Source organism: Acinetobacter sp. 24-47-62, from assembly GCF_056779765.1.
In genome coordinates this window covers 65,989-80,141 of record NZ_JBWYIN010000008.1, presented here as the reverse complement: position 1 = coordinate 80,141, position 14,153 = coordinate 65,989, and the positions used below count along the sequence as shown (strand labels likewise).

The following is a 14,153-nucleotide window of genomic DNA, read 5'->3' as shown; positions in this document are numbered from 1 at the left end:
ATCTTAAATTATGGCGATGGATATCGCCTGAATCATAAAAATAAACGAATCACTGAATGAGTATCGAAAATGAAACTAAAAAAATTAGTCATGAGCCTATGCATAGGTTCATGTTTTCTTCCTGTTGCACAAGCCTCAACGCAAATTAAAGATTTAGCCGTTAACCATACCGTCAAAACACCTAAATCAAATTATGCACAAACCCAATACCCTATTGTGCTTGCCCATGGCTTATTTGGCTTTGGTAGTATGGTCAGTGTTGACTACTTTTATCAGATCACTCCTGATCTTGCTCGAAATGGTGCAAACATCTGGCAAACACGTGTTTCAACGATGAACTCAAGTGAAGTGCGAGGCGAACAAGCACTGAGTTAAGTTGAAGAGATACTTGCCATTACCGGTAAGCAAAAAGTGAATTTAATCGGACATAGTCATGGTGGTCAGACTGTTCGATATATTGCAGGTGTTATACCTGATCATGTCGCATCTGTTACGACAATTGCTTCTGGAAATCAAGGAGCAAGAATGGCTGATATACTAGAAGGTGTTCTGGTAGGTAATATTTTAGAAGCACCTGCACGCGCGATTTTTGACAATCTGGTATCGCCAGTGATTACATTCGCATCTGGTCTTGATCCAAAAGTCTTTCCTTATGATGCTAAAGCAGCCCTACAAAGTTTAGGAACGAAAGAATCACTCCAATTTAGTCAGAATTTTCCAAATGGTGTACCTACAACCCAATGTGGCGAAGGGATTTATCGTGTCAACAATACTCATTATTATTCATTTATGGGTAACTCTCCATTTAATACCGCTTTAGATCCATCTGATTATGGCATGTTAGCTTCTTCTCTTTTGGCTGAAAAAGATGGAGATGGAATTGTAGGGCGTTGCTCCGCTCGATTTGGCAAGGTCATTCGTGATAATTATAAATGGAATCATTTAGATGAAATTAACCATCTACTCGGTTTAAAAAGCATTTTTGCACCAAGTGCTGTAGATATTTATCGTCAGCATGCAAATCGACTTAAACTCCAAGGGCTATAAAACCTAAACACAAAGGGTGAATTTTTCACCCTTTCTTTTCAGTTCAATAATGATCAACATTTAGTCGGATTTATCTTATTTTTGTTTAGTTTTTCTTTACAATATTTTTTGACAATAAATATTGTCTTTTTAAGGAAGAAAAAATGAAAACAAAAAAAATGATCCCAGCACTTCTGCTAAGTCTCGTAGGATTATCTCAACTTACATATGCTTCCGGCCTGATCGATGTCGAAGCTAAATACGTAAATACCAATTATGCGCAAACTAAGTACCCTATTGTAATGGCCCATGGCTTTGCATTAGGTTTTAGCCGCATTGGTACAGAACATTTCGGTTTAGATCAGTTCTATCAAATTACCCCTGACCTCGCACGAAATGGTGCACGTGTTTTGTCGCTCAAATGTCTCCTGTCGAATCAACTGTGGTTCGTGGTGAGCAACTGTTACAACAAGTGGAAACAGCTTTAGCTATTACGGGTAAAGACAAGGTCAATTTGATCGGCCATAGTCATGGAGGACCTACTGTACGTTACGTTGAAGCCATTGCTCCTAAGAAAGTTGCTTCTCTAACTGCTGTTGCAGGCAGTATTAAGGGCTCTCCCCTAGGAGATACTTTCGTAAATAGTAAAGTGCTTAATAGTGTAGCAAAATTAGTTATTGGTGATATTTTGGCACCTGCAATTTCAATTATGGAAGGTAATCCAAGTCTTAGCGTTAATTACGACCAATCCATGTATGATCTTTCTGTAAAAGGTTCTTTAGAATTTAATCAAAAGTTCCCTTCTGCTGCGATCCCTAAAGACTGTAATTCTAACGGTTCATCACAAACGGCTAACGGCGTATATCATTATTCTTGGATTGGTTCTTCAAAGGTGACCAATGTTCTCGATATTTTAGATACCGCAATTGTTGTCTTAGGGACAGCGATTATGCCTAATGAACGCAATCACGATGGTCTCGTGCCTATTTGTAGTGCTAAATACGGCAAAGTAATTCGTGATAATTACAACTTAAATCATTTTGATGAAGTCAATCAAATACTTGGGCTTAAAGGCTTCTTTGCTCCTGATCCAGTATCAATCTTTAGACAACATGCCAATCGTTTGAAGATTCAAGGTTTGTAAGTTTTGATCATAAAAAATGCGCCAAAAGGCGCATTTTTTTGCTTCGAAGCAAGGCTAAAATTAACCTTGTTTACGAGCTGGTAACTTTTCACGAATACGTGCAGCTTTACCAGAAAGTTCACGTAGGTAATAAAGTTTAGCACGACGAACGTCACCACGACGTTTAACTTCGATTTTAGCTACGATTGGTGAATGAGTTTGGAAAACACGCTCAACACCAACACCGCTAGAAATTTTACGTACTGTGAACGCAGAGTTCAAACCACGGTTTTTCTTAGCGATTACAACGCCTTCGAACGCTTGTAAACGTTCACGGTCGCCTTCTTTTACTTTTACTTGGACAACTACTGTGTCACCTGGTGCAAAAGCTGGGATGTCTTGTTTAAGCTGAGCATTTTCTACAGCTTGTACTAAAGGATGCTTACCGCTCATGGGGTATCTCCAATATGTGTGGGTCAGAAGAGGTCTGATATCCACTGGGGCTAGAGGCTAAGGCGCATAGACCCGATTGACTTTCCCTTTATGCTTGACCGCTTCAATGCATAAAGAGCCTATTTAATACTTCAAGCAATATGCTTGAGGTCATATTTGCTTAAATAAATCTAAAAGATTTATTTTTGCGAATCTTTGAGCCATTTCTTTTGCTGCTTAGTCAACTCAACTTTTTCAACCAATTCAGGTCGACGTTCAAGCGTTCGTTGATAGCGCTGCAAAAAACGCCATTTTTCAATATTTGCATGATGACCTGATTTTAGTACCTCAGGCACATCCAAACCTTCAAAATGATCAGGCTTTGTATATTGCGGACAGTCGAGTAAACCATCTACAAATGAGTCTTGAACGTGTGATTGTTCATCAGACATTGCACCCGGAAGTCTCCGAATAATACTGTCCAATAAAACCATCGCAGGCAGTTCTCCCCCAGATAAAACGTAATCCCCTATGGACCATTCCTGATCAACATATTTTTGGATCAAACGCTCATCAACACCTTCATAACGACCACACAATACAATTAATCCGTCATATTGCACGAAATCTTGTACTGAAGGTTCATTTAAGGTTTTACCTTGTGGCGACATATACACCACAGGTACATGAACAGCACCTGCTTGCGTTGCAAGCTCTTTGGCACGATGAATTGCTTTTGCCAATGGCTCAGCCATCATCACCATACCAGGACCACCACCAAATGGACGCTCATCCACTCGTTTGTAGTTCCCTGTTGCAAAATCACGAGGATTAATACAATGAATTTGCATTAAATCGCGTTTCGCTGCGCGACCGCTAATACCAAAACTTGTAATCGCTTCAAACATTTCAGGAAAAAGCGTAATGACTGCAAAAAACATCGCAGACTCCCGTATTTCCGAAAATATTAGTAATCTACGCCCCAATTGACATAGATACGACCAGTTTCGAGATCAACGCGTTGCACCACATCTTTATGCCATGGAATCATTCGCTCTTCGCCATCGACACTGTCAGCAGTTGCGCGAACTACCATCACATCGTTAGCACCTGTTTCAAACAACTCGTGGATTTGACCAAGATTGACTTCTTGCTCTTCATCATCAAGACCTAACACTGTTAGACCCTTTAGATCAGACCAATAATACTCGTCCACGCCTGGTTGAGGCAGTTGCGATTTAGAAATCCAGATATTTGCGCCAACTAAATTGTCTGCTGCAGTACGATCACTCACACCTTTCAGCGAAACAACTAAGCCTTTACCATGTGGCTTCCAACGTTTCACATCTACAATTTGCCAACCTGCTTTGGTCTCGATGTACCAAGGCAGATAGTCAAATATGTTGCTCATAGGTTCTGTATTGGAATAGACCCAGAGCCACCCATTTAATCCATAAGCTGAACGTAGCTGTCCAATCTGAATACGATCTTCGGGAACATTCTGTGTTGGTGTCATGGGCTAGCTTCTACCGTATTAAACAGCAGCTGCAGCTTTTTTAGCTTGAGCAGCTAATGAAGCAACACGTTCAGAAGGTTGAGCACCTTGAGCAACCCAGTGAGCGAAACGATCAGCATCTAAACGAAGTTTTTCTGCTTTACCTTGAGCTGTAGGGTTGAAGAAACCGATACGTTCGATAAAACGACCGTCACGTGCATTACGGCTATCAGTCACGATGATTTGATAGAACGGACGTTTTTTAGCACCACCGCGTGCAAGACGAATAACAACCATGATAGAACCTTATAGTTTTTACGGATTATCCCTGCACCGACCATCGATACATTTCAAACCCCTTTCATAGAGGGCAGTATTTTACGTGAACTTTGATCCGATTGAAAGCTCAAAAATTATTTATCCACATTTTTGAATTTAAATTTATTTTCCATCCCAGTTTGTACTTGAAGAAGGTGTACAAGAAGCTGCTTTCACCCAACATTTTTCATTGGCTTCATTTATGACAAAGTGACCATCTGTTTGCATCAATTTTCCACTCACAGGCACTGCACTCAACACCCAGCTGTTGTTGGTTACATCTGATATACCAACCGTATAGACAGGATCATAATGCGGAACTTCAACTCGATTTTGCGCATTGGTCTGAAATCCCAATTCAGCCAACGTGACTGCTTTGCCATCCGATTTAATATAACTGTAATTCGCAACCTGATAGTGCTGAAGTCGAGCTGCAATATCTGCCAATGTGGTTTTTACTTCGACACGTTTAGTTTTACGAACATATTCTTGGTAGGACGGATAGGCAATCATGGCTAAAATTCCAATGATGACCACTGCAATCATGATCTCTACTAAAGTAAATCCTGAATTACCATTGTTTTGCATTTGCACCACATCCTGTATATGCATTGACTTCTTTTAAGTCATTTTCCACCAAATATTCTGTTTTACAACGAATACCCTGACTCGTCGCCAAAAACGCATCATAGTCTGTCTGCGTTGGTACAGCTCGAATCCCCCATGCCCGTCCCAAGCCCTGATCTGAACTTAATAAGGTTTTAGGTGTTTTTTCACTGATATCGGCAATACTAATCACATATTTTGGTTTCTTCGCATCAGGCAGGGAAATACTCGTCATTGATGTATCTTGATCGTAAATATACTTCGCATCAAAACCTCGATAGGAAAAACTGCGACTTTTATAGCGTTCAAGTTGTTCAATAATTTTGGATACTTCTTGCTGAGCCTGTGCAGCAGCATTACGTTTTAAATAACTTTGGTATGATGGCACTGCGATTGTCATCAATATGGCAATTATCACTACAACAACCATCAACTCAATCAGCGTAAAACCTTTTTGATTCATGGTAACCACCTACTGACGCTCAAACCAGTTATAAGCTTTCAGCACTTTGGTTGTGATGTAGTTGGTATAACCACCGCCCAGCAAAGTCGTTTTCTTTTTACCATTCTGGACAATAGGTACGCTGTTTAGCTTACTAATCCCATCAGACTTAGTGTCTGAGATTTCTGCCACAATTTTATTTTGAAGATTAGACGTTGATCCAGCATCTCCACAAACACCATACGGCAAGCAAAGCTTTAAGGTACGACTTGCTCCTTTAATGCCCCCAGTACATTGGTTCGGTTGTTGTGACGATGCATCATTTGGATTGTATAAAGACACATATAAATCTGAATGACTTGGACTATTTGCGATCGCAATATAACCATTTAATGCTTTAACTGTACCAGTATTCGCTGTTTCGTTTTTAGCCGTTGTTCGTTGCAACACATAGAACCAACCACGCTTATTACGGTTCATCAGATGTGGCACTGTTGTACCTGATAAATTAGACCATGCAGTTAAATGAGCTTCGGTAAGGTTTTGTGTTTTAGCAAAATTCGCTTGAAACAAATTCGGTTGTGCCAAGTCATAATCATGTAACACATAGACTCGATTGTCATAAATATTGCTGGTATTTAATGGAAAGCTGCGATTTCCTGACGCAATACTCACCGCACCAAATCGCTCACCATTCAGATCATGGATGGTCAAAGCAGGCATTTCATAAAAACGTTGGTGATACGCACTAAAATCAGCAAGACGTGTCACTCGTCCAAACGCGGTTGTATTCGTTCCAAGACGATTATTGAGATCGACGCGCCACACTTGCCCACCTAAATCACCAAAATATAGGTGATCGATCAAACCATCCGTATTGCGGTCAAATGCTTTAATTTGACTGACCACACTATATTTCATCTCAGCATGCTTAACATCAACACTGGTTTGATTCGATTGGTTGCCATAGCGTGCATTCCACAATAATTCGCCTGTTTCAGCATCAAAAATATAGACGCCCGCCCCTTGATTAGCTCGTTGACCAGTTAATGCAGATTGAGGCTGATAACCATCCGTTTCATAGGCCATATCATAGCCACCACCCACAATCATGACCGTTTTAACTTTGCCGTCAAAACGAATTTTAGCAATGGTAGGTTTAGACCAACTATATCCCATAGCTTTTAAGGCATCTGATTGATTTGTGCCACTCACTGATGTTGATTTACTCTTTATCGTTCCAGAACTTGGATCAACATGGAAAAGTAATTCAGGTTGGTTCGGATTTTTCATATCCAAGGCATAATAACTACGCCCACCCATGCGCATACCACCATAAATGTTGGCTTTCGCAGCAATAAACTTATTGTTGTTCTGATCAATCTTATATTGAACATCTGAAGTCCATGATCCATCCATGCCATAAATAGGATGCGCAGATGACAATAATGTATTGGACTGTTCAAGTAACGCGTCTCGTCGACTTGGATCTTGAACCATTTCATGAGCTAAGAAACTAAATGCCTCTTCACCAGTTTCTTGATCCACAACATGCAATAATCCTTGCATCGTCCCAAATACCACGTAATCTTTTCGATGAGTCGCATTACGGGTATTCGCTAAAATGGTACCAGACCCCGCGTTATATTTTGCTTCGAGCGTCACCAACAATGGTTCCGAGTGAACAACGCCTCCCATTTGCTGCATCACCTTAAGATCTTTAACCTTATTTAGATCATTCCAAATGTATCCAGCAGGTAAGCTACTTAAGTAGTTTTTATCAAGTCGATAACCCAAAGCCGACAGTAAATAGGGTTGATATACATTTTGTCGCCACCCCGACTTGGTTGAATCAATATAGGTCGCGGCTAGCACATTCTGTGTCGTTAATTTCGTCAGTTGTCCATTCTCAGAACCTACCAATCGTTTTGCTTGATCACCCGTTGTGGCAATCGTTGCATTGGTGAATAAAGGGCGCGTTTTTATTTTGTCTGTAGCAGTAACACCTGCTAGTGGTGAAGGTGTGGCAATCCGAGAGAACACGCCCCCTTGAATTGCACTCAAACCATCATCTATTCCAGTATTGTTCCAAAAATCCTGCGTATTGGTTCGTATGGCACCTGATCGATCAAGTACCTCTTTCCCCGCACGATCAATCATCACAGCTTGAGCGTTAATACTGTATTTCTTTAAGTTCCCTAACCATAATTGATGTGTGGAAGCCAATACCGAATTTGCTGTGCTCACCTGTGGTTGAAACTGAGGTGCGAACACATAAGGATATGCTGAACTTGTTGATAAACGGTCAAATGGCACCACATAAGTACCGAAACTAGCAGCCTCAAAGTTACCGTGAGAGACGGCAACCAAGAAGGTATTCAATGCATTCTGAATATCTTCACCAGAAGTCGCTTGGGTATACCCCCCAATTTCTTGGCGAGTCCCGTAGGTATCCCCTTTACCAATCACATTCCCCAACTGTTTTAATGCTTGAGCATTCATACTATTGGAAATGTCATTTCCAGAACCTGTATAGCTACTATCAAAAGTACAATGATCGTATAGACCGTCATTGTCATAATCACGACAGGTTTCTCGTGGATGCTTTTGGAATAAGGGACCAAAACCTACAGTAGATGTATAAACACGCTTCTGATTCGCATCGCTGGTCATCTGTGTTTGATTTGCCAAACGCTGAACCATCTTACCCACACAAGCCCATGAACTACGGTTTTGCCAGGTGGTTTGATTGGCTGACACAGCATTACCAATATCATCTTCATAAAAACGATATGGCTGCGTCGCCATTTCCTTAAACTCGCCATTGAAGGTCGCGGCACCACTGGCACCTTTGGCATTACCGTAATTGTAATAGACATCTTTTAAGGGCGAGCCTTCACAAGTAAAGCTGTCATCTGCCAACGCATTTTGCATGACAGGGAGTACCGTCTTTGGTCTCAAACCAACTGGCGCCCCATCTGTTAAGAAAAAAACACCTTGCGTACTACATTGGGCATCACTGTTATTCAACTTGTTGAGTGGCGCTCTATAACTACCATCCGCTTTGCGAATGTCCGCTGGCGCAAATGATGCTCCAGATAAACCACGGCTATAATTAGAATATTTAGATGAAGGAAGTAAATCGATGCCTTTTAGGTTAGCCCCAAAGGTACGATTTCCTAGTAAATACGCATAAGTTTCTGAGAGTAATAGTGGTGTGGGCGTACTACCTACGGCTCCAATACTATTAATTTTATTGATTAAATCCGTACGGTGAGCAGGTGTAAGTTGTTTTGCTTCTAGTAAGATTTTAGATGAACGAGCATTTTCACCATAGCTTAACCAATCTTCTGTTGTCCCTATTTCACCCGTTGACGTAAACACCGACACCCCAATATAAACATTATCTGGAATACGATAATTTCCTGATAAGTCCTTTGCATTTAAGGCATCTACCAATGAGTTTTTTAAGGCATTTAAACGGCTAACACTTTGACCTTTATAAGTTGCATCTACTGCACTCATACTCATCGAGTTATCAATCGCCAACATGATAATCGGATTATTTTTTGCTACAGGATTTTGATAAATTTGTAGATCACTGGCACTCAATTGCATTGGGATCGCACCCAATGCCATCACGACTGCAATACTTTGCGCAATCATCTTTTTTGTAAAATGATTCTTTATCTTTTTATTCACAACACATCCCCATTAAGATTCAGCGCGCTGATAAGCATCAAAAATGTAACTTTGAATTTGGGTGTTATACGGCACACCAATATCCTTTAAACAAGATGAAATGGTTTGTGCATTACCCACCAATGGTGCTGTGTGTGGTCGGCGCAAACAAAGATGGATTTCATCCGTTAAATCTGTCGAAGACAATGCGGGTAAGAGCGATGTTGAATAGACTGTTATTTTTTTAGTATCAGAAGGTTGTCCTATACTTTCAGTGTCAGTTCCAACGTTTGCGTTTGAAAGTGGGATATCATGATCACTGTCTGATGGAGGGCTTACGATTACAGATACCTGAGTTAATTGCGCCTTACGAGCACTGGCATAATCCCCATCATTTGATAAGGAACAAAACCCAGAAACACCATCGACTGAGACATCACTCATTGCTTCATTCCAACGCAATACACTACTGTTGGAAACATTAAACATCGCACTATTGGATTGGTTTCTAAAACAGAATACGACTTCGTCACCTTCATTCTGAATCGAGTAACCAATTAAGCTCAGAGGGTTACCACTGGAGGCAGCATAGCCGCCATGCCCCAATCGATAAAAAACAGTATCGGAAGATTGCATTAACAATTGTTGCGCTTGGCTGTTGGTGGTGATATTCAAACTCACCATACTTTGTCGAATCGCCCAAGTACCAATAATGGTGAGCAGAACTAACATAATCAGTACCACAATCAGCGTTGCACCACGTTGATGTTGAATCATAAGCCCTCCGCTGAATCCATCACACTCATACCATTTCGAATCGCGATCGTTTGTGTAATGACTTGTCGAATAAATTTAGTCGCGACGGTTTTTTGTACTTTTTTTAATTTTACTTTTTGATCTAGAACTTCAAATGTTTGATGAGGAGAAATTGCTTGATTTTGACCTACATTTTCAGATGACCTTACTAATAAACCGACCTGTATTGAATTGATGCGTGGACGTGGATAAACATTGAGCTTTTTATAATCTTCAATACTTATATATCTTTGCTGTGCCGTATTATCGTCATTAGAAATCCCCAACAGATAGTGAAAGTGATCAACACGATGCATCAAAATTTCACCATTCGTTGTTCCAAAGACAGTCTTTTTATTATTAAAATTTTTTAAAATTTGAGTGCTGTTACGCGTGTACCACCCTGCTTCACAGGCCAAGACCAATGCATCGTGTGGTTCTTTTTGTATATTTGCATTTGCATCTTTACGTAGAAAAAAACGTTGAACAATATATCGTCCAGCATCGTAATTATTACCTTCACAATCCACACCTTGTGTATCAGCATAAAACTGCATGACCAATTGGTCGCTCATTCCCGCTTGAGCAGGTTGTGAAGATTCAGCTGAAACCAACTCTATATTACTCGGCATACCAGATTGCGATACAGGCACAACCTCCGTATTTGGAATATTTCGTGAAATATTGACGGGAATATTGGTCGCATTAAATGCCAAATCACCAGATGTAGGCACCACTGGAGACTGAGCTGAAGTGATAACAATGCCACCATGCGTCAAACGATCATTAATGATATTTACTTGACCATAATTTGCTTTACGAATTTCATAAGTAAGAAAGCGCAGACCAAAGTTGCCGTTATCTTGAACCTCCGACATCCCTTTCTGCATCGTGAATCCCATCTGCCCTGTAAAAAACAGATGTACCGCAGCAGCGGTAATCAATAATCCAAGCACCAAAGCGATCATAAGCTCGACTAGCGTCAAACCTTTTTGTGTATACCTAAGATGCTGCATCAATAAAGCTCCATAACGATGCATTGCGCTTTTGGTAAATAACTTCCACCATGGGTACATGCATCTTTTGCAGAAGCATCATCGATAGGTTTTGTTTTTCCCCAGGCTACGTAAATGCATCGGCGAGATTGCAAATTATTACTGACTTGGCAATTCGGCATTTTGATACTCATACCAAGACCATTGGCATTTTTTATTATCTGGGCAGCATCATAATGGGCAAAATCGGCTGCTTGAACACATGGATTCGTCGTTCCTTTTTGCACACATGATTTGGCTGTAGTTGTTTGTGTTTCTGCATTTATTCTGGCTTGATACTGAGTATAAGCATTTGAGTTCGCACGTATCTTCTCAGATAAGTCACGCGCTAAATTCATGGCTTGTAATTTAGACATTGCTTCATGTGAAGCATCAATTGCGCGCATTTGTAAAAATGAAAACTCCAATACCCCAATGGCCAAAACCAATAAGGCAACTAGAATTTCAATCATTCCTACCCCCTGTTGCGCAGCACGCATTAGCATGTCCCCTCTGCTTTTAAATATTGTGTTCCCATTCTTGTAATTGCTATCGTTTTAGAAACACCTAACACCTTATTACAAATAGAAAAATTTATGTCAGATGTAAAGTCAGAAATTCCCCCATCCATCCAGAATGTGACTTTTTCTTGTGATGAAGTCAATTTATTTTGCGCTTTGGGTGTCCAATGAAAGATTGTATTGCTATCTGATTGATTCGACTGAAGATCTACAGTCACATCTTTTCTTAACAATGTTGCTTGATTACGCGCCATCATCAGCACGCTTGATAATTCACGTACATCTGAATTTAGGCGATATTGCGCAACAATATTTTTAAAAGATGGAATAGCCATGGTTGCTGTGATTGATAGCACAATTGTGGTAATCAACAGCTCAATAATGGTAAAGCCCCGTTGTAAGTCTTTCATATTCAAACTTTTGTATTTATTTATTAATGTTACAAAAGTAATATTTTATAATAATAAAGCCAACACAGTTGTGACAAATGGTATGAAAATGAGGATAAGATCACACTTTTGCAATCTGTTCACTTACCCTGCTATGTCATTGATAATTCATTATTAAGCTTGAGTAACTTGAATTCTCAATTCTTTAGGCAAGCTAAAGGTTATATTCTCCTCTCGCCCATTTAATTCCTGTGGTGACGTAGCGCCCCAATCTTGTAGACGCTGAATCACTTGTTTAATCAAAATTTCAGGTGCTGAAGCACCTGCGGTAACACCAATTTTAGTGGTTTCAGCAAACCATTCCTTTTTCAGCTCATCCGCATTATCTACGAGATAAGCATGCTTACCCATTCGCTCTGCCAACTCACGAAGACGATTAGAGTTCGAGGAGTTTGGAGAGCCAACCACTAAAACGACATCACATTGAGTCGCTAAATCACGGACCGCATCTTGACGGTTTTGAGTTGCATAACAGATATCATCTTTACGTGGCCCTTGGATGGCTGGGAATTTAGCACGTAAAGCATCAATGACTTTTGCAGTATCATCAATTGAAAGTGTCGTTTGAGTGACAAATGCTAACTTATTAGGATTATTCACCTGTAAAGCAGCAACATCATCCTCATCTTCAACCAGATAAATTGCACCACCATTTTTCAGATCATATTGACCCATTGTACCTTCAACTTCTGGATGCCCTTCATGACCAATCAGAATGGCTTCTATCCCTTCACGCGCATATTTTGTGACTTCGATATGCACTTTTGTCACGAGAGGACATGTGGCATCAAATACTTTTAGTCCACGGCGCTCAGCTTCTTGCTGCACAGCTTTTGATACACCATGTGCACTAAAAATCACGATATTGTCATCAGGAACTTCATCTAATTCATCTACAAAAATTGCACCACGTTGGCGTAAATCGTCCACAACAAATTTGTTATGTACCACTTCATGACGAACGTAAATCGGAGGATTAAAGCTTTCAAGTGCACGATTAACGATCGCAATAGCGCGGTCTACACCAGCACAGAAACCACGTGGATTAGCTAAAACAATTTCCATAAGACCCTCAAACGATCGCTAAAATTTGGTCAATGAATCAGAATATTTTTTAAAACAAATGCGAATTGCTATTTAGTTTAAAAGCACTCTGCTCTAAAATAGAGAAGATATTTTATCATATCAGGAAAAATATCATGTCGGGTCTCTTGTTTGTCGTTTCAGCTGCTTCTGGAACTGGCAAAACATCATTAGTTAAAGCCCTACTTGAGCGCGTAAGCAATTTACACGTTTCTGTTTCACACACTACTCGAGGTCAACGTCCTGGTGAATTAGATGGTGTGCATTATCACTTTACCAGCAAAGAATCTTTCATTGAGCAAGTGAATCAAGGTGGTTTCATCGAATACGCGGAAGTTTTCGGTAACTACTACGGCACTTCACAAGCGACTGTAAAAGAACAACTTGCAAAAGGTCATGATGTTTTACTTGAAATTGATTGGCAAGGTGCAGAACAGGTTCGCCAACTTTTTCCTGAATCAAAACAAATTTTCATTCTTCCACCTACTCAATTTGATCTTCGCCAACGCCTATCAAACCGCGGTACAGATTCTGTTGAAGTGATTGAACATCGCTTAAGTTGTGCGGTAGAAGATATGCAACAGTACGTAAACTTCGATTACATCATCTTGAATGATGATTTTAATAAAGCTTTACATGATCTTGAGTCTGTCATTAATGCGAACCGTCTTTCATTATCACAACAGGCTCACCGACATAAAGATTTAATTCAAAAATTAATCACACCGAATTCGTGATTAAACTTGAGTCTATAGACAAAGCATTTTATACTGCGCAGTCTGTTAAAAAATTTCATACATACGAGAACTCTTATGGCACGCGTAACCGTTGAAGATTGTTTAGACCATGTAGACAACCGCTTTGAGCTTGTACTAGTGGCAAGCAAACGCGCGCGTCAACTTGCTCGTCAAGGTATCGAACCAACTGTAGAATGGGACAATGACAAACCAACAGTGGTTGCTTTACGTGAAATCGCTGAAGGTCATGTCACTAAAGATATCTTGAAACAACGTGAGCAAGATTATCAAACGTCTAGCTTAGATTTAGCACTTTCTGCAAATAACTTAAACTTAGATGGTTTTTCTTTCCAATAAGCTTAAGACCTGCATTTAAAAGAGCCTAGTCCAATGACTAGGCTTTTTTATTGA

14 protein-coding genes and 2 pseudogenes are annotated in these 14,153 nt (G+C 40.2%); 4 read left to right on the top strand and 12 right to left on the bottom strand.

Annotated elements, in window-relative coordinates; genetic code table 11:
- Window positions 1-69: 69 nt before the first annotated feature.
- A pseudogene (locus AC1M87_RS07780) lies at window positions 70-1,047 on the top strand (lipase family alpha/beta hydrolase).
- A gap of 143 nt (window positions 1,048-1,190) precedes the next feature.
- Window positions 1,191-2,170 (top strand): annotated as a pseudogene (locus AC1M87_RS07775) (esterase/lipase family protein).
- A 60-nt stretch (window positions 2,171-2,230) separates the two neighbouring features.
- Here AC1M87_RS07775 and rplS read toward each other — a convergent pair.
- The 12 genes from rplS to ispH form a co-directional block, all read right to left on the bottom strand.
- Entirely contained in the window at window positions 2,231-2,602 is a 372-nt protein-coding gene (rplS, locus tag AC1M87_RS07770; protein ID WP_004787066.1) for a 50S ribosomal protein L19, read from the bottom strand.
- Between the two features lie 179 nt (window positions 2,603-2,781).
- Window positions 2,782-3,522 carry a tRNA (guanosine(37)-N1)-methyltransferase TrmD gene (gene trmD / locus AC1M87_RS07765; protein WP_092766672.1) on the bottom strand — a complete coding sequence of 247 codons (741 nt, stop codon included), beginning with the start codon at window positions 3,520-3,522 and terminating at the stop codon, window positions 2,782-2,784.
- Between the two features lie 26 nt (window positions 3,523-3,548).
- Window positions 3,549-4,097 carry a ribosome maturation factor RimM gene (gene rimM, locus AC1M87_RS07760; protein ID WP_035264305.1) on the bottom strand — a complete coding sequence of 183 codons (549 nt, stop codon included), beginning with the start codon at window positions 4,095-4,097 and terminating at the stop codon, window positions 3,549-3,551.
- An 18-nt stretch (window positions 4,098-4,115) separates the two neighbouring features.
- Entirely contained in the window at window positions 4,116-4,373 is a 258-nt protein-coding gene (gene rpsP, locus AC1M87_RS07755) for a 30S ribosomal protein S16 (protein WP_035264308.1), read from the bottom strand.
- Between the two features lie 144 nt (window positions 4,374-4,517).
- A complete protein-coding gene (locus tag AC1M87_RS07750; protein WP_171260680.1) occupies window positions 4,518-4,982 on the bottom strand; it encodes a type IV pilin protein in 465 nt (154 codons plus the stop codon).
- Window positions 4,966-5,463 (bottom strand): type IV pilin protein, encoded by a 498-nt coding sequence (locus AC1M87_RS07745; RefSeq protein ID WP_092766670.1) that lies wholly within the window; start codon window positions 5,461-5,463, stop codon window positions 4,966-4,968. Before AC1M87_RS07745 ends, AC1M87_RS07750 begins: the two co-directional genes overlap by 17 nt.
- A gap of 9 nt (window positions 5,464-5,472) precedes the next feature.
- A complete protein-coding gene (locus AC1M87_RS07740) occupies window positions 5,473-9,144 on the bottom strand; it encodes a PilC/PilY family type IV pilus protein (RefSeq protein WP_481587373.1) in 3,672 nt (1,223 codons plus the stop codon).
- A 12-nt stretch (window positions 9,145-9,156) separates the two neighbouring features.
- On the bottom strand, window positions 9,157-9,900 hold the full coding sequence (locus AC1M87_RS07735) for a pilus assembly PilX family protein (RefSeq protein ID WP_081403224.1): 744 nt from the start codon (window positions 9,898-9,900) through the stop codon (window positions 9,157-9,159).
- Entirely contained in the window at window positions 9,897-10,934 is a 1,038-nt protein-coding gene (locus tag AC1M87_RS07730; RefSeq protein ID WP_481593374.1) for a PilW family protein, read from the bottom strand. Before AC1M87_RS07730 ends, AC1M87_RS07735 begins: the two co-directional genes overlap by 4 nt.
- The gene (pilV, locus tag AC1M87_RS07725) at window positions 10,934-11,452 is read right to left on the bottom strand and encodes a type IV pilus modification protein PilV (RefSeq protein ID WP_481593373.1); all 519 of its coding nucleotides are present in this window, start codon (window positions 11,450-11,452) and stop codon (window positions 10,934-10,936) included. The genes AC1M87_RS07730 and pilV overlap by 1 nt, the downstream gene beginning before the upstream one ends.
- Window positions 11,452-11,883, bottom strand: a complete 432-nt coding sequence (locus AC1M87_RS07720; protein ID WP_092766666.1) for a pilus assembly FimT family protein — start codon at window positions 11,881-11,883, stop codon at window positions 11,452-11,454. Before AC1M87_RS07720 ends, pilV begins: the two co-directional genes overlap by 1 nt.
- Before the next feature lie 153 nt (window positions 11,884-12,036).
- The gene (gene ispH / locus AC1M87_RS07715; RefSeq protein WP_092766665.1) at window positions 12,037-12,987 is read right to left on the bottom strand and encodes a 4-hydroxy-3-methylbut-2-enyl diphosphate reductase; all 951 of its coding nucleotides are present in this window, start codon (window positions 12,985-12,987) and stop codon (window positions 12,037-12,039) included.
- A 134-nt stretch (window positions 12,988-13,121) separates the two neighbouring features.
- Here ispH and gmk point away from each other — a divergent pair, with 134 nt between their 5' ends.
- The gene (gene gmk, locus AC1M87_RS07710) at window positions 13,122-13,742 is read left to right on the top strand and encodes a guanylate kinase (RefSeq protein WP_481593372.1); all 621 of its coding nucleotides are present in this window, start codon (window positions 13,122-13,124) and stop codon (window positions 13,740-13,742) included.
- Between the two features lie 75 nt (window positions 13,743-13,817).
- Window positions 13,818-14,099, top strand: coding sequence for a DNA-directed RNA polymerase subunit omega (gene rpoZ, locus AC1M87_RS07705; RefSeq protein WP_035264331.1), 282 nt, complete (start codon window positions 13,818-13,820; stop codon window positions 14,097-14,099).
- The last annotated feature ends 54 nt before the right edge of the window (window positions 14,100-14,153 follow it).